The organism is Streptomyces sp. NPDC046821 (assembly GCF_040645335.1).
Classification (GTDB): domain Bacteria; phylum Actinomycetota; class Actinomycetes; order Streptomycetales; family Streptomycetaceae; genus Streptomyces.
Genome location: NZ_JBEYYB010000010.1, coordinates 136,806 through 161,345 on the forward strand (window position 1 = coordinate 136,806; position 24,540 = coordinate 161,345).

Genomic DNA, 24,540 nt, shown 5'->3' on the forward strand with positions numbered 1-24,540 from the left:
CTCTCCTCGCGCTACTCGGCCGAGGACTCCGCGCCCTCGTCCGTTCCGACAGCCGCCTCGGCCTGAGCGGACTCGTCGGCGGCGTCGTCACCGTCGACCTCCTCCGCCTCACGACCGGCCTCGGCGTTACGGGCGATACCGACCACGGCATCGCGCTTGCCCAGGTTGATCAGTTGGACGCCCATGGTGTCACGGCCCGTTTCCCTGACCTCGTTGACTCGCGTACGAATCACACCGCCCGAGAGCGTGATGGCGAGGATCTCGTCGGTCTCCTCGGTCACCAGCGCTCCGACCAGCGAACCACGGTCCTCCACGATCTTGGCGGCCTTGATGCCGAGGCCGCCGCGACCCTGGACGCGGTACTCGTCGACAGCGGTCCGCTTCGCGTACCCGCCGTCCGTTGCGGTGAACACGAACGTACCCGGCCTGACGACATTCATCGAGAGCAGCTCGTCACCCTCGCGGAAACTCATGCCCTTCACACCGGACGTCGCGCGGCCCATCGGGCGCAGCGCGTCGTCGGTCGCCGTGAAGCGGATGGACTGCGCCTTCTTGCTGATGAGCAGCAGGTCGTCCTCGGCGGAGACCAGCTCGGCGCCGATCAGTTCGTCGTCCCCGCCGTCCTCCGTTTCCCGGAGGTTGATCGCGATGACGCCGCCCGAGCGGGGCGAGTCGTAGTCCTTGAGGGACGTCTTCTTGACGAGGCCGCCCTTGGTGGCGAGCACCAGGTAGGGGGCCGCCTCGTAGTCGCGGATCGCGAGGATCTCGGCGATCGACTCGTCCGGCTGGAAGGCCAGCAGGTTGGCGACGTGCTGGCCGCGGGCGTCACGTCCGGCGTCCGGGAGTTCGTACGCCTTCGCGCGGTAGACGCGGCCCTTGTTCGTGAAGAACAGCAGCCAGTGGTGCGTCGTCGACACGAAGAAGTGGTCGACGATGTCGTCTTCCTTGAGCTTCGTGCCGCGGACGCCCTTGCCGCCGCGCTTCTGCGAGCGGTAGTCGACCGTCTTGGTGCGCTTGACGTAGCCGCCGCGCGAGATGGTGACGACGATGTCCTCTTCGGCGATCAGGTCCTCGATGGACATGTCACCGTCGAAGGGCACCAGCTTGGAACGCCGGTCGTCGCCGAACTTGTCAACGATGGCCGCCAGTTCCTGGCTGATGATCTGGCGCTGCAGCTCCGGCGAGGCGAGGATCGCGTTGTACTCGTTGATCTTCGCCTGGAGTTCGTCGTGCTCGGCGACGATCTTCTGGCGCTCCAGGGCAGCCAGGCGGCGCAGCTGCATCTCGAGGATGGCGTTGGCCTGGATCTCGTCGATCTGGAGGAGGCCCATGAGGCCCTCTCGCGCGATCTCGACGGTGTCGCTGCGCCGGATGAGGGCGATGACCTCGTCGATGGCGTCCAGGGCCTTGAGGAGGCCACGCAGGATGTGGGCGCGCTCCTCGGCCTTGCGCAGGCGGAACTTCGTCCGCCGGACGATGACCTCGACCTGGTGGCCCACCCAGTGGCGGATGAAGGCGTCCAGGGAGAGGGTGCGGGGCACGCCGTCGACGAGCGCCAGCATGTTGGCGCCGAAGTTCGTCTGCAGGTCGGTGTGCTTGTAGAGGTTGTTCAGGACGACCTTGGCGACGGCGTCGCGCTTCAGGACGATGACGAGGCGCTGGCCGGTGCGCGAGGACGTCTCGTCGCGGACGTCGGCGATGCCGCCGACCTTGCCGTCCTTCACGAGGTCGGCGATCTTCTGCGCGAGGTTGTCCGGGTTGACCTGGTACGGGAGTTCGGTGACCACCAGGCACTGGCGGTTCTGGATCTCCTCGACCTCGACGACCGCGCGCATCGTGATGGAGCCACGGCCCGTGCGGTACGCCTCCTCGATGCCCTTGCGGCCCACGACGAGGGCGCCGGTCGGGAAGTCGGGGCCCTTGATGCGCTCGATGAGCGCGTCCAGGAGCTCCTCGTGCGAGGCGTCCGGGTTCTCCAGGCACCACTGGGCGCCGGCCGCGACCTCGCGCAGGTTGTGCGGCGGGATGTTGGTGGCCATGCCGACCGCGATACCGGCCGAGCCGTTGATCAGCAGGTTCGGGAAGCGGGCCGGCAGGACGGTCGGCTCCTGGGAGCGGCCGTCGTAGTTGTCCGTGAAGTCGACGGTCTCCTCGTCGATGTCACGGACCATCTCCATGGACAGCGGCGCCATCTTGCACTCGGTGTAGCGCATGGCGGCGGCGGGGTCGTTGCCCGGGGAGCCGAAGTTTCCGTTGGAGTCCACCAGCGGCATACGCATCGACCACGGCTGGGCCAGGCGGACCAGGGCGTCGTAGATCGAGGAGTCGCCGTGCGGGTGGTAGTTGCCCATGACGTCGCCGACGACGCGGGCGCACTTGTAGAAGCCCTTCTCGGGCCGGTAGCCGCCGTCGTACATCGCGTACAGGACGCGGCGGTGGACGGGCTTGAGGCCGTCCCGGACGTCGGGCAGGGCGCGCGACACGATGACGGACATCGCGTAGTCGAGGTAGGAGCGCTGCATCTCCGTCTCGAGCCCGACGGGCTCGATCCGCATCGTGATGGCGCCCTCTTCAGGGGTGCTCGGAGTGTTCTCGTCGGCCATTGCTGGTGAAGATCCTTTCTGCGGCGGTCAGCTGAGACCGACTCAGATGTCGAGGAAGCGGACGTCCTTGGCGTTGCGCTGGATGAACGAGCGGCGTGCCTCGACGTCCTCACCCATGAGGACCGAGAACAGGTCGTCGGCCTGGGCGGCGTCGTCGAGCGTGACCTGGCCGAGGACGCGGTGCTCCTGGTCCATGGTCGTGACGCGCAGCTCCTCGGCGTTCATCTCGCCGAGACCCTTGAAGCGCTGGACCGAGTCGTCACGGATGCGCTTGCCGGCCTGCTTGCCCAGCTCGATGAGGGCGTCGCGCTCGCGGTCCGAGTACGCGTACTCGAAGTCGTCCCGGCCCCACTTGATCTTGTAGAGCGGCGGGCGCGACAGGAAGACGTGACCGGCCTCGACGAGCGGGCGCATGAAGCGGAAGAGGAACGTCAGCAGCAGGGTGTTGATGTGCTGGCCGTCGACGTCGGCGTCCGCCATCAGGATGATCTTGTGATAGCGGAGCTTCTCGATGTCGAAGTCCTCGTGGACTCCGGTGCCGAAGGCGGAGATCAGCGCCTGGATCTCCTGGTTCTGCAGGATCTTGTCGATCCGCGCCTTCTCGACGTTCAGGATCTTGCCGCGGATCGGCAGGATGGCCTGGTACTGCGGGTTGCGGCCGGACTTGGCCGAGCCGCCGGCGGAGTCACCCTCGACGATGAAGATCTCGCACTTGGTGGGGTCGTTCGACTGGCAGTCGGAGAGCTTGCCCGGCAGGGAAGCCGTCTCCAGGAGGCCCTTGCGACGGGTCAGGTCGCGGGCCTTGCGGGCCGCCACGCGCGCGGTGGCCGCCTGGATGGACTTGCGGATGATGTCCGAGGCCTCGTTCGGATTGCGGTCGAGCCAGTCCGTGAGGTGCTCGTGCACGACCTTCTGCACGAAGGTCTTCGCCTCGGTGTTGCCCAGCTTGGTCTTGGTCTGGCCCTCGAACTGGGGCTCGCCGAGCTTGACCGAGATGATCGCGGTCAGACCCTCGCGGATGTCGTCACCCGTGAGGTTGTCGTCCTTCTCCCGCAGCAGCTTCTTGTCGCGCGCGTACCGGTTGATGAGGCCGGTGAGCGCCGCGCGGAAGCCCTCTTCGTGCGTACCGCCCTCGTGCGTGTGGATCGTGTTCGCGAAGGAGTAGACGCCCTCGCTGTAACTCGTGTTCCACTGCATCGCGACCTCGACGGAGAGGAGCCGGTCCTTGTCCTCGGCCTCGATGTCGATGACGGTCGGGTGGATCGCCTCGCCCTTGCGGGAGTTGAGGTACTTCACGAAGTCGACGATGCCGCCTTCGTAGTGGTACGTCACCGTGCGGGCCTCGAACGCGGTGTCGTCGACCGCCTCCTTGGCGTCCGCGCCGGCCGTGGCCTTGGCGGACTCGCGCTCGTCGGTGAGCTTGATCGTCAGGCCCTTGTTGAGGAAGGCCATCTCCTGGAAGCGCCGCGACAGCGTCTCGAAGGAGTACTCGGTGGTCTCGAAGATCTCGCCGTCGGCCCAGAACGTGACCGAGGTGCCGGTCTCGTCGGTGGCCTCGTGCTGGGCGAGAGCCTCGGTCGGCACGCCCATCTTGTAGTCCTGCGTCCAGCGGTGGCCGTCCGTCTTGATCTCGACGGAGACGCGCGTGGACAGGGCGTTGACGACGGAGACGCCGACGCCGTGCAGACCGCCGGAGACGGCGTAACCCCCGCCGCCGAACTTGCCGCCCGCGTGCAGGACGGTGAGCACGACCTCGACGGCCGGCTTCCCCTCGGAGGGGATGATGCCGACCGGGATGCCTCGGCCGTTGTCGATGACGCGGACGCCGCCGTCGGCCAGGATCGTCACGTCGATCGTGTCAGCGTGGCCGGCCAGCGCCTCGTCGACGGAGTTGTCCACGACCTCCTGCACCATGTGGTGCAGGCCACGCTCACCGGTCGAGCCGATGTACATGCCGGGGCGCTTGCGGACCGCGTCCAGACCCTCGAGGACGGTGATGGCGCTGGCGTCGTACGACGAGGTGACCTCGCCGGAGGACTGGGGCGCCTCCGCGGGGGTCTCGCCGGCGGCGTCGGCGGCAGTGGACGGGATGTTCTCGTTGGGGTTGCCGGAATCGGCCACGAAGCGCCCTTTCTGGCACAGCACAAGCCGTACTCCCGGCGGTGGCCGGAGCGGCTGCGTCGTTCAGCGATAGTCAGCGTTGCTCGGTGCGTCCCACGAGTGGGGCGGGATTACTCCCAGTCTACCGGTAGCGCTGACAGTGATGGGGGTTTGCCGGTACCTGAGTCCGCATGTGCCGCCCTGAACCGGCCTGTGCCGACTCCCCATATGCGGGCCCGGGCTCCAAGAGGCTCACAGCGGCACTCAGCGCTTCCGGGCGTCAACCGGGTGTCAACCCCGGGCCGTCGTGCCCGCCGTCTCACCCGTAGGTGTCGCCGGGACCCTTGCTTCCGGGGGCGCGCAGGGGCCCGTAACGGCGTGCGGGACCGCCCGGACCGAGGACCTTCAGGAGCCGTACGGTGCCGTGCCCGAGGTCCTCGTTGAGCCGCGCCACCAGCTGCGGAGCGAGGAGGCGCAGCTGCGTCGCCCAGGCCGTGGAGTCGCACTGGACGGTCAGGACGCGCTCGTCCTCGTCGTACTTCTGGGGGACGCAGTGCTTGGCGAGGTCGTCGCCGACGATCTCCGGCCAGCGGCCCATGACACCGCCGACGGCGGCCGGGGCCTCCCAGCCGCGCTCGGTGATCAGCCGGTTGATGGCCGCTCCGAGGGCGAGGGGGTCGCGGCCGTCGGCGCGCGCTCCGGACCTGAGTCCACCGCGCCTGGCCTGTTTCTTCTGCTGGGCGGCCGCGCCACGCGCGCGTGCCTGTTCCTTCGCGGCACGCAGGGCCACGCGCGCGAGGTCGACGCCGGAGGGCTCGGGGGCCTTCTTCGGGGCGTCCCCCGCGGCGTCCCCCGCGGGCGGGTTCTCGCTCACAGCCGCTCCACCGTGCCCTCGGACACCGCGTACCGCGTGCCCGTCAGGATGCCCGGAACGTCGTCGTCCACCGCCGCCGTCACCAGGACCTGCTCGCCGGGGGCGACCAGCTCGGCAAGGCGCTCGCGGCGGCGCGCGTCGAGCTCCGCGAAGACGTCGTCGAGGACGAGCACCGGCTCGTTCCCCTCGGCCCGCAGCAGGTCGTAGGAGGCGAGGCGCAGTGCCAGCGCGTAGGACCAGGATTCGCCGTGGCTCGCGTACCCCTTCGCCGGGAGCTGGCCGAGCTTGAGGACGAGGTCGTCGCGGTGCGGTCCGACGAGGGTCACGCCCCGCTCGATCTCCTGCTTGCGGGCGGCTTCGAGCGCGGTCATCAGCTGCTCGTAGAGCTCTTCGCGCGCGTGGCCGTCGATTTCGGGCGAGGAGGGCTTGTATTCGAGGGCGAGCGGTCCGCCGCCGGGGGCCAGCTGCTCGTACGCCTTGTCGGCGAGCGGCTGGAGCGTGGCGATCAGGTCGGACCGCTGCGCGAGCAGTTCGGCGCCCACGCGCGCGAGGTGCTGGTCCCATACGTCGAGGGTGGACAGGTCCATGGTCCGGCCGCCGTGCCGGCGCGCGAGGGCGGCGGACTTCAGAAGAGTGTTGCGCTGCTTGAGCACGCGGTCGTAGTCGGAGCGGACCCCGGCCATGCGCGGGGAGCGTGCGGTGATCAGCTCGTCGAGGAAGCGGCGGCGCTCGCCGGGGTCGCCCTTGACGAGGGCGAGGTCCTCGGGCGCGAACAGCACGGTCCGGACGATGCCGAGGACGTCACGGGGTCTGACCTGCGAGGACCGGTTGATCCGGGCGCGGTTCGCCTTGCCGGGGTTGAGTTCGAGCTCGATGAGCTGCTGGCGGTCGCCCTGCCGGACGGCGGCCCGGATGACGGCGCGCTCGGCGCCCATGCGCACCAGCGGCGCGTCCGAGGAGACCCGGTGGCTGCCGAGGGTGGCGAGATAGCCGACGGCCTCGACGAGATTGGTCTTGCCCTGCCCGTTCGGTCCCACGAAGGCGGTGACGCCCGGATCGAGAGGGACCTCGACCCGGGCGTACGAGCGGAAGTCGGCCAGCGACAGATGCGTGACGTGCATGGTCGTTCGCCGACCTCCCCCAAGGTGTGGAGCGGGTGTGGATTACTGCTGTGTACTGCTCTGTACTGCGGGTTTGTCTACGGCTTCTTCTCGACGGCGTGGCCGCCGAACTGGTTGCGCAGGGCCGCGATCATCTTCATCTGCGGTGAGTCCTCCTGGCGGGAGGCGAAGCGGGCGAAGAGGGACGCGGTGATCGCGGGGAGCGGGACCGCGTTGTCGATGGCCGCCTCGACCGTCCAGCGGCCCTCGCCCGAGTCGGCCGCGTAGCCGCGCAGCTTGTCGAGGTGCTCGTCGTCGTCCAGGGCGTTGACCGCGAGGTCGAGCAGCCAGGAGCGGATGACGGTGCCTTCCTGCCAGGAGCGGAAGACCTCGCGCACGTCGGTGACGGAGTCGACCTTCTCCAGGAGCTCCCAGCCCTCGGCGTAGGCCTGCATCATGGCGTACTCGATGCCGTTGTGGACCATCTTCGCGAAGTGGCCCGCACCGACCTTGCCGGCGTGCACGGAACCGAAGTCGCCCTCCGGCTTGAGGGCGTCGAAGATCGGCTGGACCTTGGCGACGTTGTCCTTGTCGCCGCCGTACATCAGCGCGTAGCCGTTCTCCAGGCCCCAGACGCCGCCCGAGACGCCGCAGTCGACGAAGCCGATGCCCTTGGCGGCCAGCTCGGCGGCGTGCTTCTCGTCGTCGGTCCAGCGGGAGTTGCCGCCGTCCACGACGACGTCGCCCGGCTGAAGGAGCTCGGAGAGCTCGTCGATGGTGGCCTGGGTCGGGCCGCCGGCGGGGACCATCACCCACACGACGCGCGGGCCCTTGAGCTTGCCCACAAGCTCTTCGAGGCTGTGGACGTCCGCGAGGTCCGGGTTGCGGTCGTATCCGATGACGGTGTGGCCTGCGCGGCGGATGCGCTCGCGCATGTTGCCGCCCATCTTGCCGAGACCGACGAGACCGAGCTCCATCAGGTGGTTCCTTAAGTTGCGACCGGGCTTGAGATGGTGCGTGAGGTGCTGTGTGTGGCACTTCCGCACCCGTCTCCGAGCCTAAACCCGGACTCTCACGCCTACCTGTGGGCACAGCCGCGCAGGCGGAACGCCCGGCGGCCGTGCCCTGTGGAGCGTCAGCCCGACAGCCGCACCGGCATGATCAGGTACTTGTACGCGTCGTCCGCCTCGGCGTCCACGGCGGGCCTGCCGCTGAGGAGGGCCGGCTTCGTGGACGTCGTGAACGAGAGCTGGGCGACCGGGGAGTCGATGGCGCTCAGGCCGTCCAGCAGGAACGTCGGGTTGAAGGCGATCGAGATGTCGTCGCCGTCGAGCTGGGCGTCGACCCTCTCCACAGCCTGTGCGTCGTCGCTGGAACCGGCCTCCAGGATGAGCACACCCTGCTCGAAGCTGAGCCGCACCGGAGTGTTCCGCTCGGCGACGAGGGCCACACGCTTGACGGCCTCCACGAAGGGGGCGGTCTCGATGACGGCCACGGAGTTGAACTCCGTCGGGAACAGCGTGCGGTACTTCGGCAGGTCGCCCTCGAGCAGACGCGTCGTCGTACGACGGCCGGCGCCCTCGAAGCCGATGAGGCCCTCACCGGCACCGGAGCCCGAGAGCGCCAGGGTGACCGTGTCACCGCTGGTGAGCGCCTTGGCGGTGTCCAGGAGCGTCTTGGCGGGCACCAGGGCGACCGCGGACGCCTCGGGGTCCTCCGGCTTCCACAGGAACTCGCGGACCGCGAAGCGGTAGCGGTCGGTGGAGGCCAGCGTGACCGTGTCGCCCTCGATCTCGATCCGCACACCCGTGAGCACCGGCAGGGTGTCGTCACGGCCGGCCGCGATGGCCACCTGGGCTGCGGCGGAGGCGAAGACCTCACCCGGGACGGTGCCCGTGGCGGTCGGCATCTGCGGCAGCGCCGGGTACTCCTCCACAGGGAGGGTGTGGAGTGTGAATCGCGAGGTGCCGCAGACCACAGTCGCCCGTACACCGTCTGTGGAGATCTCCACCGGTCGGTTCGGCAGGGCGCGGCAGATGTCTGCCAGCAGCCGGCCGGAGACGAGGACGGTGCCCTCTTCGTCGACCTCCGCGTCCACCGAGACCCGCGCGGAGACCTCGTAGTCGAAGCTCGAGAGGCTGAGTGCGCCTTCCTCGGCCTTCAGGAGAAGGCCCGCGAGGACCGGCGCAGGCGGTCGGGCCGGGAGGCTGCGCGCCGCCCAGGCCACTGCCTCCGCGAGTACGTCGCGTTCCACCCGGATTTTCACCGTTAGCCGCCTCCTGCTGTCGCTGGCTGCTCTCGCCCTGCGTTGATCTTCGGTCTTCGTCGTCTGACTCGGTGTCGCTCAGCCGCCACAGGGGAAGGACACCGGGGACCAGTCTGACGTACGGCGCTGACACTCGTTGCCGCTCAGGGTCAAGTCGTGCCGAGGCGCACTCGGGCTCCGGGCACCGAGTTGTGCACAGCCCCCTCTTCGATGCGGATTCCCAGCTCTCTCTAGTTGGGAGTAGTAGTAGGGGCTGTGGAAACCGTGGATAACTGCCTTTTCGCAGGTCAGCGCCGGTTTTTTGTCCACCGGGCCTGTGGGCACGAGCAGTGGACAACCGGGGTTCTCTGTGGACGGGGAAAAGTTCTGCACACCCGATGCACAGGCGGGGGCCACTTCTCCCCAGAGCCGTCCCCAGCTTTACCCCCGTTCCCCACAGCCCAACCACACCCCTTGATGTGACGCCTTTCACTCGGCCCGGTGATCGCGCCCCGTTCGTTGCCGAACAGTGGACAGCTGTGTGGAGAAGCCACCGATCACTGTGCACAAGGGCCTCTGACCTGTGGGTTCACGGTGGACAACTCACACACAGCCCTGTGGAGGAAAACTTTGTCCACAGCCTGTGGAGATCTTTTTTCCACGAGTCCACAGCCACCTGACCTGGTCTGATGGTCATTCAGCGAAGACCCCTGTGGATACAGTCTGGACAACTTGGCAGTCCCCAGGGTGTGGACGCAAGAAAGTGGCCACATCTGTGGAGAACGGCCGTAACCAGGGGCGGGAATCGAACACCGGGGACCTGCTCTGACCACGGAGAACGTCGCCGGAACGGCGCCGGAACGCCGGAGAGCGCCTGAGAACGACGAAAGGGCGCCCCAGGAGTTCGTCCAGGGGCGCCCTTCGTGGTGTTCAGCGGGGGCCGGCGGCGGCGCGCAGGTTCGTTCTGACAGCAGCCGGCGGCAGCCTTAAGCGGTCTGACGACGATCTGACGGCAGCCTGAAGCGGTCCGACGGCAGTCCGAGGCCGGCTCGTCAGCCGTTCTTGATGCGGTTCGTGAGTTCGGTGACCTGGTTGTAGATCGAGCGCCGCTCGGCCATCAGCGCGCGGATCTTGCGGTCCGCGTGCATGACGGTCGTGTGGTCGCGGCCGCCGAACTGGGCCCCGATCTTCGGCAGGGACAGGTCGGTGAGCTCACGGCACAGGTACATGGCGATCTGGCGTGCCGTCACCAGGACGCGGCTGCGAGACGATCCGCACAGGTCGTCCACCGTCAGGCCGAAGTAGTCGGCGGTGGCCGCCATGATCGCCGTCGCCGTGATCTCGGGGGCCGAGTCCTCGCCGCCGGGGATCAGGTCCTTGAGGACGATCTCCGTCAGACCGAGGTCCACCGGCTGCCGGTTCAGCGACGCGAACGCCGTGACCCGGATCAGCGCGCCCTCCAGCTCGCGGATGTTGCGCGAGATGCGGGACGCGATGAACTCCAGGACCTCCGGCGGAGCGTTCAGCTGCTCCTGCACCGCCTTCTTACGGAGGATCGCGATACGCGTCTCCAGCTCGGGCGGCTGGACGTCCGTGATCAGTCCCCACTCGAAGCGGTTCCGCAGCCGGTCCTCCAGGGTCACCAGCTGCTTGGGCGGCCGGTCGCTGGACAGCACGATCTGCTTGTTCGCGTTGTGGAGCGTGTTGAAGGTGTGGAAGAACTCCTCCTGCGTCGACTCCTTGTCCGCGAGGAACTGGATGTCGTCGACAAGAAGGATGTCCATCTCGCGGTACCGCTTGCGGAAGCTGTCGCCCTTGCCGTCACGGATCGAGTTGATGAACTCGTTCGTGAACTCCTCCGAGCTCACGTACCGCACGCGCGTGCCGGGGTACAGACTCCGCGCGTAGTGGCCGATCGCGTGCAGCAGGTGCGTCTTGCCGAGCCCCGACTCCCCATAGATGAACAGGGGGTTGTACGCCTTCGCGGGCGCCTCGGCGACGGCGACCGCGGCCGCGTGCGCGAACCGGTTCGACGCACCGATGACGAAGGTGTCGAAGAGATACTTCGGGTTCAGCCGCGCGGTCGGCTCGCCGGGACCGGCCGCGGGCGCGGGCTGCGCGGCCAGCGGTGAGGGGGCGCCACTGGGGACGCCGCGGCCACCGCGACCGGAGTCCTGCCCTGGGCGGCCGCCCATCGGTCCCTCGTTGAGATCACGGCGCTCGTGCCGGCCGTGCCGCCCCTGACGCTCGGGCATCTGCTGCTCGTACGACGCCCGCTCGGACGGCGGCTCATAACCGGAACGCTCGACCTGCTGGTCGTAGCCGCCGGAACGGTCCGACTGGTCGTAACCGGAGCGGTCCGACGGCTGGTCGTATCCGGCGCCGCGGTCCGGCTGCTGGTCGTAGGGCGACCGGTCCTGCTGGTCGTAGGGGGAGCGCTCCTGCTGCCGGTAGTCGTGCTGCGGCTGCTGGGGCGGGGTCGCGTACGGGTCGCGCTCGGGGAAGCCGAGTCGGGGCTGCTGCCAGCTGTACTCGTCCTGCGAGCGCGGCCAGGCGCCCGGCTCCGGACGCTGATAGTCCGGGTAGGCGGGACGAGCGGTGGGGAGCTGGTCGGCGCGGCCGCCCTGGGGCTGATCGCCGCGGGGGCCCTGCCCGTGGTCGTCCGCGGCGCGGCGCCCGTACGGCTCGTAGGGCTCGTGGCTCTGGGGCTGTGCCTGGGCCTGGGCCTGGGCCGACGGCAGCTCGGGCTCGTCGTAGCGGTGCTGCTGGACGGGCGGGGCCGGCGGGGCGGGCTGCTCGCCGACCGAGTCGTCGACCGTGATCGCGATACGGATCGGGCGGCCGCACTCGCGGCTCAGCGTGTCGGCCACGACAGGCGCGAGGCGTCCCTCGAGTACGCCCTTCGCGAACTCGTTCGGAACGGCGAGGAGTGCGGTGTCGGCGACCAGCGCGAGAGGCTGGCAGCGCCGGATCCAGTGCTCGTCCTTCGTCTCGACGCCCTGCCCGCGGCCTTCGCCGAGGAGCTGCTCCAGAACTCGTGGCCACACTGCGGCAAGATCGGCAGGTACGTCAGCCACAGGGCACGCTCTCTCGCTGGTCCCACGAAGGTGTGGTTCTGGGACGGGTCGGAAGAAAATCTGGGTGGGGGCGGTGAGAAGGGAACGAAACGGGGTTCAGCCACGGTAGTCAGGGCAACGGGTGCGGTTCAAGTTGTTGTCCACAGCCTGTGCACAGTGTCCCTCACCCGATGCCGGTTTGACCGGATGGCGCAGCCGCGCGTACCGTGACCAGGTCGAGTTGTCGATGGCTGCTGCCGCCTGCCTCCGATGGGCAAAGATCACGATCTGTGATTGTGAAGCGGTGCACTCGGTGCGTATACGCGAGCTTCTCGTGGGCGCACGGTGACAGCCAGGCGATGTCCCGCCACCACACGATCATTTCTGGAGCCCCCGAGTGAGCAAGCGCACCTTCCAGCCGAACAACCGTCGTCGCGCGAAGACCCACGGCTTCCGCCTGCGGATGCGCACCCGTGCCGGCCGCGCGATTCTCGCGAACCGCCGCGCCAAGGGTCGCGCCAGCCTGTCCGCCTGATCGCGTACAGGTCATGACGTGCTGCCTACCGAGAATCGGCTGAGGCGGCGCGAGGACTTCGCGACCGCGGTACGCCGAGGACGCCGGGCCGGCCGCCCGCTCCTCGTCGTCCATCTACGTAGCGGTGCAACGGACCCGCACGCGCCTGGGGAGAGCGTTCCCCCGACGCGTGCGGGTTTCGTCGTGAGCAAGGCAGTCGGTGGATCTGTCGTACGTAACGCGGTGAAGCGCAGGCTTCGCCACCTCATGCGCGACCGACTAGCTCTGTTGTCCCCCGGTAGCCTGGTAGTCGTACGTGCGTTGCCCGGCGCGGGTGACGCCGACCATGCACAGCTGGCCCGAGACCTGGACGCCGCGTTTGAGCGGCTGCTGGGAGGTGGCGCGCGATGAAATATCCGCTGCTGGCTTTGATCAAGCTCTACCAGTGGACCATCAGCCCTCTGCTGGGGCCTGTGTGCAAGTACTACCCGTCGTGTTCCCACTACGGCTTCACAGCGATCGACCGCCACGGTGCGATCAAGGGAACAGCTCTCACCGCCTGGCGCATCCTCCGGTGCAATCCGTGGTCGCTGGGCGGTGTCGATCACGTTCCGCCGCGCAAGCGTCCGCGGTGGCACGAAATGCTGCGTAACGCGTGGCGCGAACGCAAGGGCGGGCCTTCCGCCGCCGGCGCGCCTTCAGAGTGTGGCCACACCAGCCCCTCGAGCCCCGCCGCCGAGACCCCGTCCCATGCTCAAGGAGCTTGATTAGTGGACACGATTGCCAGTCTCTTCAGCTTTATCACGACACCAGTTTCGTGGGTCATCGTCCAGTTCCACTCGTTGTACGGGGCGATCTTCGGCCCGGACACGGGCTGGGCCTGGGGCCTGTCCATCGTGTCGCTGGTGATCCTGATCCGTATCTGCCTGATCCCGCTCTTCGTGAAGCAGATCAAGGCCACTCGGGCCATGCAGACGCTGCAGCCCGAGATGAAGAAGATCCAGGAGCGCTACAAGAACGACAAGCAGCGCCAGTCCGAAGAGATGATGAAGCTGTACAAGGAGACGGGTACCAACCCGCTCTCCTCGTGCCTTCCCATCCTGGCGCAGTCGCCGTTCTTCTTCGCCCTGTACCACGTGCTCAACGGCATCGCCACGGGCACCACGATCGGCGTCATCAACAACGCCCTGCTGGCAAGCGCGCGTAAGGCGCACATCTTCGGCGCCCCGCTCGCGGCGAAGTTCACGGACAGCTCCGCCAAGGTCGAGTCCCTCGGCGCCACGCTCACCGACGTCCGTGTCGTCACCGCGATCATGATCGTGATGATGTCGGCGTCGCAGTTCTACACGCAGCGCCAGCTGATGACGAAGAACGTCGACATGACGGTGAAGACGCCGTTCATGCAGCAGCAGAAGATGCTGATGTACGTCTTCCCGGTCATGTTCGCCGTCTTCGGTATCAACTTCCCCGTCGGTGTCCTCGTCTACTGGCTGACCACCAACGTGTGGACCATGGGCCAGCAGATGTACGTCATCCGCCAGAACCCGACCCCGGGCAGCAAGGCCCAGGCCGCGTTCCTGGAGCGCCTGCTCAAGCACGTCACGCACGCCGAGAAGACCCGCAGCCGCCGCGAGCGCGCCGTCGTGAAGGCGATCGTCTCCAAGGGCCGCGAGCGCAACGAGTTCGAGCGCAAGTTCATCAACGGTCTGACCAAGGTGAACCTCGCCGCGCAGGCCGACGGCACGGTCGTGAAGAGCACCGCCGGCACCCTGACCGAGGACGAGGACGGGACCACGACGGGCGGCGGCGCGCCGAAGCGGCAGCAGCCCAAGCGTCAGTCCAAGGCGCAGCGCCACTCCGGCGCCGCCCACAGCGCGGCCAAGGCCGAGTCCGAGGCGTCGGAGCCCACGTCCCTCGAGAAGAAGGACGAGGCGGAGGACGCCAAGCCCGAGGCCAAGCCGGAGGGTGGCAAGCCCGCGTCCGGTACCCCTGCCCGCAGCAAAGCCAAGTCCGGACAGCGCAAGGGCCAGCAGCGGCCCAAGTCCCCGTCCAAGAAGTAAGAAGGAGTCCATCCCGTGACGGAAGGCACCACCTCCGCCGCTCCTGAGGGCAGCGACACCCTGACTCGTCTCGAGCAGGAGGGCGAGATCGCGGCGGACTACCTCGAGGGTCTGCTCGACATCGTCGACCTCGACGGCGACATCGACATGGACGTCGAGGCCGACCGCGCCGCCGTCTCGATCGTCAGCGATGCGGGCAGCCGCGATCTGCAGAAGCTGGTCGGGCGCGACGGTGAGGTCCTCGAGGCCCTTCAGGAGCTGACGCGCCTGGCGGTCCACCGGGAGACCGGGGACCGCAGCCGCCTGATGCTGGACATCGCCGGGTACCGCGCGAAGAAGCGTGCGGAGCTCTCCGAGCTGGGTGCCAAGGCCGCGTCCGAGGTGAAGAGCCTCGGTGAGCCGGTCAAGCTCGACCCGATGACGCCCTTCGAGCGCAAGGTCGTCCACGACGCGGTCAAGGCCGCCGGCCTGCGCAGTGAGTCCGAGGGCGAGGAGCCGCAGCGCTTCGTCGTCGTGCTCCCCGCCTGAGCGGCTCGTCGCTCTACGGCCCCGTCTGTTCGCAGGCGGGGCCGATCTTTGTCAGCCTGATAGTCAGCCACCCGATGGGGTAGCGCGGTACGGAAGGACGGTCCACGTGACGGAGGCAGCAGAGCTTCCCCCGGCTCCTGAACAGGCCCGAGCGGTATTCGGCGAGCGATTCACGGACGCGGTCCGGTACGCGGAGCTGCTGGCCGACGCGGGGGTGAAGCGTGGTCTCATCGGTCCCCGGGAAGTGCCCCGGCTGTGGGAGCGGCACATCCTGAACTGCGCCGTGCTGTCCGAGGTCGTGCCGGAGGGCGTCACCGTGTGCGACGTGGGGTCCGGTGCCGGGTTGCCCGGTATCCCGCTCGCCCTGGTCCGGCCCGACCTGAAGATCACGCTCCTGGAGCCGCTGCTAAGGCGCACGAACTTCCTCACCGAGGTCGTCGAGCTGCTCGGGCTCGACCATGTGACCGTGGTGCGCGGTCGTGCCGAGGAGGTCCTCGGCAAGCTGACGCCCGTCCATGTGGTGACGGCGCGCGCTGTCGCCCCGCTGGACCGCCTGGCGGCCTGGGGCGTTCCGCTGCTGCGGCCGTACGGCGAGATGCTGGCCCTCAAGGGCGACACCGCCGAGGAGGAGGTCAAGAGCGCGGGGGCTGCCCTGAGCAAGCTCGGCGCGGTGGCGACCTCGGTGCTGCATGTCGGTGAGGGCGTCGTGGATCCGCTCTCGACTGTGGTGCGGGTCGAGGTCGGTGAGAGTCCCGGCGGTGTGCGCTTCGCGGCGAAGCGAGCCAAGGCGGCTCGCGCGGGACGGGTCCGGCGTCGACGCTGACCGGTTTTACCGGCGCTGACTGTGTTCTAAGTGACAGTGCTTCTGCACGACGATGGCCGCCCGAGTCCCTGAGGCTCGGGCGGCCATCGCTTTTTTGGCGTGACGCTTGTCTCGCCTGAATGCCCCTAACGTATGTATGTCGGGGTGTCGCACGGGTGCCGAACGGGCCTCGGTGCATCGTGTTTCACGTGAAACGTCGCTCACTGCTGCAGGGCATCATCAATCGCGGCCGGGCAGCGGCCGCACCTCGCGACCGTAGGTCTCCTGGATCCCTCGAATCGGGCACGAAGTTCTCCACAAAGGCTGCTTCCTCCACAGAAGACAGGACCTCGCTGGTTCACGACCCCGATGTCATGGGAGGCTCTGTTCATTGCGAGCCTGAAGTCGAGGAGAGTGAATCCTTGCGGTCCGACGCCAACATCGCGGGACCGATGACCGATCCGGTCCCCGGTCCCCGTACCGAATCGGCGGGGGAGGATGTTTCACGTGAAACACCGCCCCCGATGGACGACACCCCCATCGGCCGTGCGGCCCAACTGGCGGTGGAAGCCCTGGGGCGTGCAGGCGAAGGCCTGCCGCGACCCGAGCAGACCCGAGTCATGGTCGTTGCCAACCAGAAGGGCGGGGTCGGTAAGACCACTACGACGGTCAACCTTGCGGCCTCGCTGGCGCTGCACGGTGCCCGCGTCCTGGTGATCGACCTTGACCCGCAGGGCAATGCCTCCACCGCTCTGGGGATCGACCACCACGCCGAAGTGCCTTCGATCTACGACGTGTTGGTCGACAGCAGGCCGCTCTCCGAAGTCGTACAGCCCGTGGTCGACGTGGAGGGTCTCTTCTGTGCCCCTGCGACCATCGACCTGGCCGGCGCGGAGATCGAGCTGGTGTCGCTCGTGGCGCGCGAGAGCCGGCTGAAGCGCGCGATCCAGGCCTACGAGCAGCCGCTGGACTACGTCCTCATCGACTGCCCGCCGTCGCTCGGTCTGCTGACGGTCAATGCCATGGTGGCCGGAGCCGAAGTCCTGATCCCGATCCAGTGCGAGTACTACGCACTCGAGGGCCTGGGGCAGCTCCTGCGGAACGTGGACCTGGTCCGCGGCCACCTGAACCCCGAACTGCACGTGTCGACGATCCTGCTCACCATGTACGACGGCCGCACCCGGCTGGCGTCCCAGGTCGCCGACGAGGTCCGAAGCCACTTCGGTGAAGAGGTTCTGCGGACGAGCATCCCGCGTTCCGTCCGCATCTCCGAGGCGCCGAGCTACGGGCAGACCGTGCTCACGTACGACCCGGGATCGAGCGGTGCGCTCTCCTACCTCGAGGCGGCGCGCGAGATGGCCCTTCGTGGGGTCGGCATCCGCTACGACGCCCAGCACGCCCATGCGGGCACTCAACTTGACCAGCACAGCACGGTGGAGGGTATGCAGTGAGTGAGCGACGGAGGGGTCTGGGCCGTGGTCTCGGCGCACTGATCCCGGCAGCACCCACCCCCGAGAAGGCGGCACCCGCGACGGTGGCGGGCGGGGCCTCCGGCTCGCCGTCCGCCGTGCCGGTCCTGACGGCGGAGCGCGGAGTGGCGGCGGCGAAGGTCGCCTCGCTTCCGCAGCCGCCGGTTTCACGTGAAACAGAGTTGGTCGGAGGATCCGCCGCCGCTCCCGAGTCGGTGGCGGGAGCGTACTTCGCCGAGCTTCCGATCGACGCCATCACGCCCAACCCGCGTCAGCCGCGCGAGGTGTTCGACCAGGACGCGCTCGCCGAGCTCGTGACGTCGATCAAGGAAGTCGGGCTGCTCCAGCCCGTCGTCGTGCGGCAGCTGAGCCCGCAGCGCTACGAACTCATCATGGGCGAGCGTCGCTGGCGTGCCTGCCGCGAAGCCGGGCTTGAGCAGATCCCCGCGATCGTCCGGGCGACGGACGACGAGAAACTCCTCCTCGACGCGCTCCTGGAGAACCTGCACCGCGCTCAGCTGAACCCTCTTGAAGAGGCCGCCGCATACGAGCAGCTTCTGGTGGACTTCAAGTGCACGCACGACCAGTTGGCCGACCGGATCGGCCGTTCGCGGCCGCAGGTGTCCAACACCCTGCGCCTCCTGAAGCTCTCGCCGGCCGTGCAGCGTCGGGTGGCGGCGGGCGTTCTGTCGGCCGGGCACGCGCGCGCCCTGCTCGCCGTGGAGGACTCGGAGGAGCAGGACCGCCTCGCTCACCGGATCGTCGCCGAGGGCCTCTCGGTGCGGGCCGTCGAGGAGATCGTGACCCTGATGGGCTCACACCCGGCGAGTGCGGCGCGCTCGAAGGGACCGCGGGCCGGAGGGCGTCTTTCGCCGGCGCTCAGCGAACTCGCCACACGGCTGTCCGACCGGTTCGACACGCGGGTGAAGGTCGACCTCGGGCAGAAGAAGGGCAAGATCGTCGTCGAGTTCGCCTCCATGGATGACCTGCACCGCATCCTCGGTCAGCTGGCTCCGGGCGAGGGCCCTGTCCTCCAGAACGGAGCCCCGCAGGACGAGGGCCAGGAGGACGAGGGATAGTCCCTTTCGGGGTAACTCTCAGCAGAGCAGGCCGTGTCCGGAGTGCACCGGAACGCGGCCTGCTCTTTGCTTTCTGTCGGTATCGATGGAATCGCTTCGTGGATACGATGCGGTGGGGTGGAGCGCATCCCTCAACGTCACCTCATTCGGGAGGCTGGTCGTGCAATCGGTGAGTCGTGCCGGGCTGATGACCGCGGGTCTCGGGCTGGGCGCGGTCGGCGGATTCATCGGCAGCCTGCTCAGGGAACGGAGCGCTCTGACGGCCGCCCGGGATGCGGCGGGCGAAGGAAGTGAGGAACTGCCTTCATGGGGCGTCGGCTCGTACCGCTCACACTGGACAACCTTCCGGACCTTCCCAAGCGCTGCCGGTCGTGTGTCTTCTGGGAGCTGGATCCGGTCAGCGGCCAAGCCGCGATAAAGGCGGGCACTCCAGGTCTGGAGAAGGAAGCCTGGATCTCGGCTGTCCTCCTGGAGTGGGGCTCCTGCGGGCGCGTCGTGTATGTGGACGATGTCCCGGTCGGCTTCGTCCTCTACGCCCCACCGGCCTACGTTCCCCGCTCGACAGCTTTCCCCACCAGTCCGGTGTCCCCGGACGCGGTGCAGCTCATGACGGCGTGGATCGCCCCCGGCTATCAGGGGCAGGGGCTGGGCCGGGTGATGGTGCAGACGGTGGCCAAGGATCTGCTGCGCAGAGGGTTCAAGGCGATCGAGGCGTTCGGCGATGCCCGGTGGAAGGAGCCGGCCTGCATTCTGCCGGCCGATCATCTGCTGGCCGTGGGCTTCAAGACCGTGCGGCCGCACCCCTCCCATCCGCGCCTGCGCCTTGAGCTGCGGACGACGCTCTCCTGGAAGGAGGACGTCGAGCTCGCCCTGGACCGGCTTCTCGGAGCGGTTCAGAAGGAGCCGGCGTTGCGTCCTCTCTGAGTCTCTTTCGACTGCGGTCACGCAAACGGGCCAACCCATCAGGGTTGGCCCGTTCGTGTTTCACGTGAAACATCGCCGCGGCGCCGTGAAGCCGCGTGGTTGATCAGTCGGCGATGAAGTCCTCGAGGTCACGCAGGATGGCGGCCTTCGGCTTGGCACCGACGATGGTCTTGGCGACCTCGCCACCCTGGTAGACGTTCAGCGTCGGGATCGACATGACGCCGTACTTCGCGGCGGTGGCCGGGTTCTCGTCGATGTTGAGCTTGACGATCTCGATCTTGTCGCCGTGCTCGGCGGCGATCGCGTCGAGGGACGGGGCGATCTGGCGGCACGGTCCGCACCAGGCGGCCCAGAAGTCCACCAGTACGGGCTTGTCGCTCTTGAGGACGTCCTCGTCGAAGGAAGCGTCGGTCACGTTCTTGAGGTTGCCGGCCACGGCGGGCTCCTTAGTAGCTTCGGTGATGCGGTGGGGCGGGGTGGGTTCAGACGGCGGCGGCCGCAGCGGCCTCGCTGTCGGCGAGAGCGGCGAGGAACCGCTCGGCGTCGAGGGCGGCGGAGCAGCCGGTGCCGGCCGCGGTGATCGCCTGACGGTAGGTGTGGTCGACGACGTCACCGGCACCGAACACGCCGGTCAGGTTCGTCCGGGTCGAGGGAGCCTCGACCTTCAGGTAACCCTCGTCGTCGAGCTCGAGCTGGCCCTTGAAGAGCTCCGTGCGCGGGTCGTGGCCGATCGCGATGAACAGGCCGGTGGCGGGGAGCTCGGAGGTCTCACCCGTCTTGATGTTGCGCAGGGTCAGGTGCGAGAGCTTCTGGTCTCCGTGGACCTCGGCGACCTCGCTGTCCCAGACGAACTTGATCTTCGGGTCGGCGAACGCGCGCTCCTGCATGGCCTTGGAGGCACGCAGGCTGTCGCGGCGGTGGACGATCGTCACGGACTTGGCGAACCGGCTGAGGAAGGTGGCCTCCTCCATCGCGGTGTCACCGCCGCCGATCACGGCGATGTCCTGGTCCTTGAAGAAGAAGCCGTCGCAGGTCGCGCACCAGGAGACGCCACGGCCGGAGAGAGCGTCCTCGTTCGGCAGGCCGAGCTTGCGGTGCTGGGAGCCGGTCGTGACGATGACGGCCTTGGCGCGGTGCACGTTGCCCGAGGTGTCGGTGACGGTCTTGATCTCGCCCGTCAGGTCGACGGAGATGACATCGTCCGGAATCAGCTCGGCACCGAAGCGCTCGGCCTGGGCGCGCATGTTGTCCATGAGCTCGGGGCCCATGATGCCGTCCTGGAAGCCGGGGAAGTTCTCCACATCGGTCGTGTTCATCAGGGCGCCACCAGCGGTGACGGCACCCTCGAACACGAGCGGCTTCAGCGACGCGCGCGCGGTGTAGAGCGCCGCCGTGTAGCCGGCGGGCCCGGAGCCGATGATGATCACGTTACGGACGTCGCTCACGGCTTGATTCCTCGTCTCTGCGGGACTGCTGCGTTCTGCCGGGGGAGTCCCTCTCCGGACTCTCACCCCACCCAACGGATCCTACGGGGCGCGCATTCCCGGAGTGTCCGGGAGCACACGCGAAGTATGCGCCCGCGGCTGTCAGCGCCGGGTGTAGGAGTGGGCCAGCAACAGTTTGCCGGGCTGCGAGGAGGCCTGTTTCACACAGGCTGCGTCGATGACGTAGGCCGAGACCTGTGAGGGATCCGACGCGTGGGGCAGCACGACGAGATAAGCGGTGGTGCCCTTGTAGTCGCCCCGCTCCACGGCGAGGGCCGGGGTCGCACGGCCCGTGCCGCGCTGTATGCAGGCCGGCACCACCACGGCCTTCCCGCGCATCGGGGAGTTCGTCAGGGGGGCGTCGGGCGCCGACTGCTGGATGTCCACGGACGGGTTGGACGTTGCAGTGTCGGAGGAAGGGGCCGAGGGCTTCTGCGTCAGGAGGGTCTGAACCTGGTCCCGGAGCGTGTTCTCGGAGAAGGAGAGCGCCGAGCTCGCCTGGTGGGTCCGGCCGCTCTCGGGAGCGCCGGTGGGTGTGGTGCCGCCGTTCTGGAAGAGGAGCACGCCCAGACCGATCGCGGCCGCGGTGAAGACCGCTCCGAGCGCGGTGCCACGACGACGCCGGGTACGAGACCGGCCGCTCCGCCCCGGACCCGTCGCGGCACGGGGGCGTCCGGAAGGGCGGTCCGCGGAGGGGGCCGGCGAGTCGGCAGGCGATGTTTCACGTGAAACAGGCGACATGGGCCGAGGCTCGGGGATGACGGCGGCGGGGTCTTCGGCGGCTTCCGCTTCACCGGTGTTCCCGGTGTTCCCGGTGTTCCCGGAGTCCTCGGTGCCATCGGTGTCTGCGGCGCGGGTGGGCGTCTCTGGATCGTCGAGAAGTGCCTCCTCCGCAGCGAGTGCCGCGTCGATGCGGTCCGCGATGTCCACCGGCATTGGGGGCGGGTCAGGGAACGCGCCGAGCAGGCCGCGGATCTCCTCCAGGGAGGCGAGGACATCGGCGCACAGCGTGCAGCCGTTCAGATGTTGCCGGACATCCGCAGCGCGGGAGGGGGAGAGCAGGTCCTCGGCGAGGTCGGAGATCTCGGAGACCTCGGGGTGCTCGTGGTGCTCGGCCGTGTCGGTCGTGGATGTCACGCTCGCTCACCTCCGCCCTTCACGGCTGCTGAATCACTGGGTCCCGTCTTGTCCCGGGGTCCCGCTGCCGGTGGGACGGATGTCCCCTGCGTCCGGTTCCTTCCGGGCGCTTTCGGCGGCAGGTTCTCAGTACGTGAACCGGCGTCGTCGTCGGCCCGCAGATGTGTGACCAACGGCAGGAGTCTGGCTCTGCCGCGTGCGCAGCGGCTCTTGACCGTGCCGGTGGGCACGCCGAGGATGCGGGCGGCCTCGGCCACCGGGTAGCCCTGCATGTCGACGAGGACGAGCGCGGCGCGCTGGTCGGCGGGAAGGGTGCTCAGCGCCTCGATGAGCTGACGGTGGAGGTCGTTGCGTTCGGCTGGCGCGGCCGCCGACTCCTGGGGTTCGAGGAGCTGCTCCAGGCGCTCCGTGTCCTCGACCGGAGCGGTCTTCCGGGAGGCGGCCTTGCGCGCCCGGTCGAGGCAGGCGTTCACGGTGATGCGGTGCAGCCAGGTGGTGACGGCGGACTGCCCGCGGAAGGTGTGCGCCGCCCGGTAGGCCGAGACCAGGGCGTCCTGGACGGCGTCGGCGGCTTCCTCACGGTCGCCCAGGGTGCGCAGTGCGACGGCCCACAGCCGGTCACGGTGGCGGCGGACGAGTTCGCCGAAGGCGTTCTTGTCGCCCGCGACATGGCGGGCGAGGAGGTCCTGATCGCTTACTTCGCCGTATGCGGCGTCGTCCACTTTCGAACCCCCTCCCCCAGGTGAGCTCTCAGCCGCTGAACTTCACGTCGGTGAGAGCCTGCTTGTAACCCGCGCCGTAGTAGCCGTCGGATCCGGACTTCGGCAGAGCGGTCAGCCACACGAGTACGTACCGCGTGTTCACCGGCTTGCCGGCGTTGATCTTCAGGGTGGTGCCCGACGTGGTGCCGCTGCCGATGCTCTTCATGGAGTCGACCGACGTGGAGGGCGACAGGGAGTCGGCCGCGTACAGGGAGACCGAGGTGTGGTCGCCGCCGTACTGGAGCCCGATCGTCGCAGCCGAGACGTCCTTGGCCGAGCCCAGGTCGTAGACGATGCCGACGCCGGACTTGTAGGGCGCCAGATTCGGGCCGCCCTTGTAGGTCTTGGTGCGCCACGACGTGCTGCTGTCGCCGTCGTAGGTCTTCGCCACGTCCCCCGGGGCCTGAGGGCTGCCCTCGGCGACGTACTCCCTGGCGTCCTCGATGGTGAGCGGCTTCGTGGGCTTGGGCCTGCCCTTCTCGTCGCCGCCCGCGTCGCCTGACGTGCTGGAGTCCCCCGAATTGCCGTGGTCCATCAGGGCGTCCGCCAGCTGCCAGCTGCCGAGGCCGAGCGCCACGATGAGCAGCGCCGACACGGCCCACTTAAGGGCCTTGCCGGTCCGGCTCTGCAGCGGCGGCGGAGGCACCGGAGGCATGGGCTGGGGAACGCCGGGGCGCGCGGCCGGACGGCCGTACGTGCCCTGCTGGTAGGTCGTCCGCTGGTACTCCGGCGGCGGGGTGAACGTGGGCTCCGGCGGGCGGATGCGGGGCATCTCGCCGACGGCCTTCACGAGGTCCTCGGTCGTGGTGCACGGGGGTTCCTGCCGCGACGCCGTCGCCCCGTCGTTGACGAGGGCACGCATGGCCAGCTCGGACAGGCCGCGGTGGACGCCGGCGCGCACCTGGTCGGGCGCGATCAGGCCGATGTCCTTGGGCAGCCCCGACAGGCCGTACGCGTCGTCCTCGTAGGGCCAGCGCTGGGTGAGCGCGGCGTACAGGAGGGCACCGATCGCCTCGGTGTCAGTGCGCTGGGGTGTGTCCGACGTGATGCCGCGCAGGGCGGCGTTGACGGCGAGCCCGCGGATGCGCCACTGGCCCGTCGAGGTGCGCAGGACCGCGCTCGGGGTGAGCCGCAGATGGGCGAGCCCCTCACGGTGAGCGGCGGCCATCGCCTGCGATACCTGGTGCACGAGCTGGTACGCCTCGTGCACCTCGAGGGGGCCGGCGGCGAGCAGCGCCGTCAGTTCCGTCGCGTCGGGCAGCCATTCGTGCACGACGTACACGAGGTCGTTCTCCTCGACCGCGTCCAGGACCTGGACGAAGCGGGGGTCGCCGAGCAGTGCCGACGAACGGGCCGCGGCGAGGACGGACCGGCCTCGTGGGTGGTCGGCGGGGAGCAGGTGCACCCCGACGGCACGGCGGAGCTTCTCGTCCACCGCGCGCCAGCTGCTGAAGCCGTCGAGCCGGGTGACGCACTCCTCGAGGCGATAGCGTCTGGCGAGCTTGTGACCGCTGTGCAGCTCGGGGGGAGTGGAGGAGGCAGGGCTCTTCGGCCCGTCGGTCTTCTCCGCGTCCTCGTCCGCCGCTGCCGTGTCCTGCTCCCGAGTCTGGGTCGCACCGTCGGCCGTGGTCTGCTCCGCCTTCGCGGTCAGTGGCTCGTCACCACTGTCGTCTGCCACGTCGACGGCAGCCCTACTCCGTTCCGCCACCGTCGTTCCTGCCTCCCCACTCGTTGCGCGCTCTGCGACGCCAAAGCCAATTGTGCCCACAGTCCGGCGCTGAGCACGACACGCGGCAACCCGCGA

General features: G+C 68.6%; 21 protein-coding genes. 9 read left to right on the plus strand and 12 right to left on the minus strand.

The window, feature by feature from the left end; genetic code table 11:
- Positions 1-11 precede the first annotated feature (11 nt).
- From gyrA to dnaA, 7 genes are all read right to left on the minus strand, one after another.
- Complete coding sequence (gene gyrA / locus ABZ893_RS21665; protein ID WP_361406147.1) at positions 12-2,603, minus strand: DNA gyrase subunit A; 2,592 nt, start codon at positions 2,601-2,603, stop codon at positions 12-14.
- 42 nt (positions 2,604-2,645) lie between these two features.
- A complete protein-coding gene (gene gyrB, locus ABZ893_RS21670; protein ID WP_361406150.1) occupies positions 2,646-4,748 on the minus strand; it encodes a DNA topoisomerase (ATP-hydrolyzing) subunit B in 2,103 nt (700 codons plus the stop codon).
- Positions 4,749-5,022: 274 nt separating this feature from the next.
- Positions 5,023-5,577: a DciA family protein gene (locus ABZ893_RS21675; RefSeq protein WP_361406152.1), complete on the minus strand. Its 555-nt coding sequence runs from the start codon at positions 5,575-5,577 to the stop codon at positions 5,023-5,025.
- On the minus strand, positions 5,574-6,698 hold the full coding sequence (gene recF, locus ABZ893_RS21680) for a DNA replication/repair protein RecF (protein ID WP_361406155.1): 1,125 nt from the start codon (positions 6,696-6,698) through the stop codon (positions 5,574-5,576). The genes ABZ893_RS21675 and recF overlap by 4 nt, the downstream gene beginning before the upstream one ends.
- A 77-nt stretch (positions 6,699-6,775) precedes the next feature.
- On the minus strand, positions 6,776-7,654 hold the full coding sequence (gnd, locus tag ABZ893_RS21685) for a phosphogluconate dehydrogenase (NAD(+)-dependent, decarboxylating) (RefSeq protein WP_361406158.1): 879 nt from the start codon (positions 7,652-7,654) through the stop codon (positions 6,776-6,778).
- Between the two features lie 158 nt (positions 7,655-7,812).
- A complete protein-coding gene (gene dnaN, locus ABZ893_RS21690) occupies positions 7,813-8,943 on the minus strand; it encodes a DNA polymerase III subunit beta (RefSeq protein ID WP_361406160.1) in 1,131 nt (376 codons plus the stop codon).
- A 1,031-nt stretch (positions 8,944-9,974) separates the two neighbouring features.
- Positions 9,975-11,999: a chromosomal replication initiator protein DnaA gene (gene dnaA / locus ABZ893_RS21695; protein ID WP_361406163.1), complete on the minus strand. Its 2,025-nt coding sequence runs from the start codon at positions 11,997-11,999 to the stop codon at positions 9,975-9,977.
- 376 nt (positions 12,000-12,375) lie between these two features.
- Between dnaA and rpmH the strand changes: the two genes are divergently transcribed.
- The 9 genes from rpmH to ABZ893_RS21740 all read left to right on the plus strand — a co-directional run bounded on the left by rpmH (position 12,376) and on the right by ABZ893_RS21740 (position 19,354).
- Complete coding sequence (gene rpmH, locus ABZ893_RS21700; protein WP_015659252.1) at positions 12,376-12,513, plus strand: 50S ribosomal protein L34; 138 nt, start codon at positions 12,376-12,378, stop codon at positions 12,511-12,513.
- Positions 12,514-12,531: 18 nt separating this feature from the next.
- On the plus strand, positions 12,532-12,903 hold the full coding sequence (gene rnpA / locus ABZ893_RS21705; protein ID WP_361406166.1) for a ribonuclease P protein component: 372 nt from the start codon (positions 12,532-12,534) through the stop codon (positions 12,901-12,903).
- On the plus strand, positions 12,900-13,259 hold the full coding sequence (gene yidD, locus ABZ893_RS21710; RefSeq protein ID WP_100597227.1) for a membrane protein insertion efficiency factor YidD: 360 nt from the start codon (positions 12,900-12,902) through the stop codon (positions 13,257-13,259). Before rnpA ends, yidD begins: the two co-directional genes overlap by 4 nt.
- 3 nt (positions 13,260-13,262) lie before the next feature.
- Positions 13,263-14,552, plus strand: a complete 1,290-nt coding sequence (gene yidC / locus ABZ893_RS21715; protein WP_361406169.1) for a membrane protein insertase YidC — start codon at positions 13,263-13,265, stop codon at positions 14,550-14,552.
- A 15-nt stretch (positions 14,553-14,567) separates the two neighbouring features.
- Positions 14,568-15,080 carry a R3H domain-containing nucleic acid-binding protein gene (locus ABZ893_RS21720; protein WP_361406171.1) on the plus strand — a complete coding sequence of 171 codons (513 nt, stop codon included), beginning with the start codon at positions 14,568-14,570 and terminating at the stop codon, positions 15,078-15,080.
- 106 nt (positions 15,081-15,186) lie between these two features.
- The gene (rsmG, locus tag ABZ893_RS21725) at positions 15,187-15,903 is read left to right on the plus strand and encodes a 16S rRNA (guanine(527)-N(7))-methyltransferase RsmG (RefSeq protein ID WP_361406174.1); all 717 of its coding nucleotides are present in this window, start codon (positions 15,187-15,189) and stop codon (positions 15,901-15,903) included.
- A 353-nt stretch (positions 15,904-16,256) separates the two neighbouring features.
- On the plus strand, positions 16,257-17,333 hold the full coding sequence (locus ABZ893_RS21730) for a ParA family protein (RefSeq protein ID WP_361406177.1): 1,077 nt from the start codon (positions 16,257-16,259) through the stop codon (positions 17,331-17,333).
- Positions 17,330-18,430, plus strand: a complete 1,101-nt coding sequence (locus ABZ893_RS21735; RefSeq protein WP_361406180.1) for a ParB/RepB/Spo0J family partition protein — start codon at positions 17,330-17,332, stop codon at positions 18,428-18,430. Before ABZ893_RS21730 ends, ABZ893_RS21735 begins: the two co-directional genes overlap by 4 nt.
- A 306-nt stretch (positions 18,431-18,736) precedes the next feature.
- Positions 18,737-19,354, plus strand: coding sequence for a GNAT family N-acetyltransferase (locus ABZ893_RS21740; RefSeq protein WP_361406183.1), 618 nt, complete (start codon positions 18,737-18,739; stop codon positions 19,352-19,354).
- A gap of 103 nt (positions 19,355-19,457) precedes the next feature.
- Here ABZ893_RS21740 and trxA read toward each other — a convergent pair whose 3' ends face one another.
- The 5 genes from trxA to ABZ893_RS21765 all read right to left on the minus strand — a co-directional run bounded on the left by trxA (position 19,458) and on the right by ABZ893_RS21765 (position 24,444).
- On the minus strand, positions 19,458-19,790 hold the full coding sequence (trxA, locus tag ABZ893_RS21745) for a thioredoxin (RefSeq protein ID WP_361406186.1): 333 nt from the start codon (positions 19,788-19,790) through the stop codon (positions 19,458-19,460).
- Positions 19,791-19,836: 46 nt separating this feature from the next.
- Positions 19,837-20,799 (minus strand): thioredoxin-disulfide reductase, encoded by a 963-nt coding sequence (gene trxB / locus ABZ893_RS21750; RefSeq protein ID WP_361406189.1) that lies wholly within the window; start codon positions 20,797-20,799, stop codon positions 19,837-19,839.
- A 141-nt stretch (positions 20,800-20,940) separates the two neighbouring features.
- Positions 20,941-21,975: a hypothetical protein gene (locus tag ABZ893_RS21755; protein WP_361406192.1), complete on the minus strand. Its 1,035-nt coding sequence runs from the start codon at positions 21,973-21,975 to the stop codon at positions 20,941-20,943.
- The gene (gene sigM / locus ABZ893_RS21760; RefSeq protein ID WP_361406195.1) at positions 21,972-22,697 is read right to left on the minus strand and encodes an RNA polymerase sigma factor SigM; all 726 of its coding nucleotides are present in this window, start codon (positions 22,695-22,697) and stop codon (positions 21,972-21,974) included. The genes ABZ893_RS21755 and sigM overlap by 4 nt, the downstream gene beginning before the upstream one ends.
- 28 nt (positions 22,698-22,725) lie before the next feature.
- Entirely contained in the window at positions 22,726-24,444 is a 1,719-nt protein-coding gene (locus ABZ893_RS21765) for a protein kinase family protein (RefSeq protein ID WP_361406198.1), read from the minus strand.
- Positions 24,445-24,540: the final 96 nt, after the last annotated feature.

Coding starts and splice junctions, on each gene's coding strand:
- gyrA (WP_361406147.1), bottom strand. CDS start 2,603: ATGGCCGACGAGAACACTCCGAGCACCCCTGAAGAGGGCGCCATCACG.
- gnd (WP_361406158.1), bottom strand. CDS start 7,654: ATGGAGCTCGGTCTCGTCGGTCTCGGCAAGATGGGCGGCAACATGCGC.
- recF (WP_361406155.1), bottom strand. CDS start 6,698: ATGCACGTCACGCATCTGTCGCTGGCCGACTTCCGCTCGTACGCCCGG.
- ABZ893_RS21730 (WP_361406177.1), top strand. CDS start 16,257: ATGGGAGGCTCTGTTCATTGCGAGCCTGAAGTCGAGGAGAGTGAATCC.
- yidD (WP_100597227.1), top strand. CDS start 12,900: ATGAAATATCCGCTGCTGGCTTTGATCAAGCTCTACCAGTGGACCATC.
- ABZ893_RS21740 (WP_361406183.1), top strand. CDS start 18,737: ATGGGGCGTCGGCTCGTACCGCTCACACTGGACAACCTTCCGGACCTT.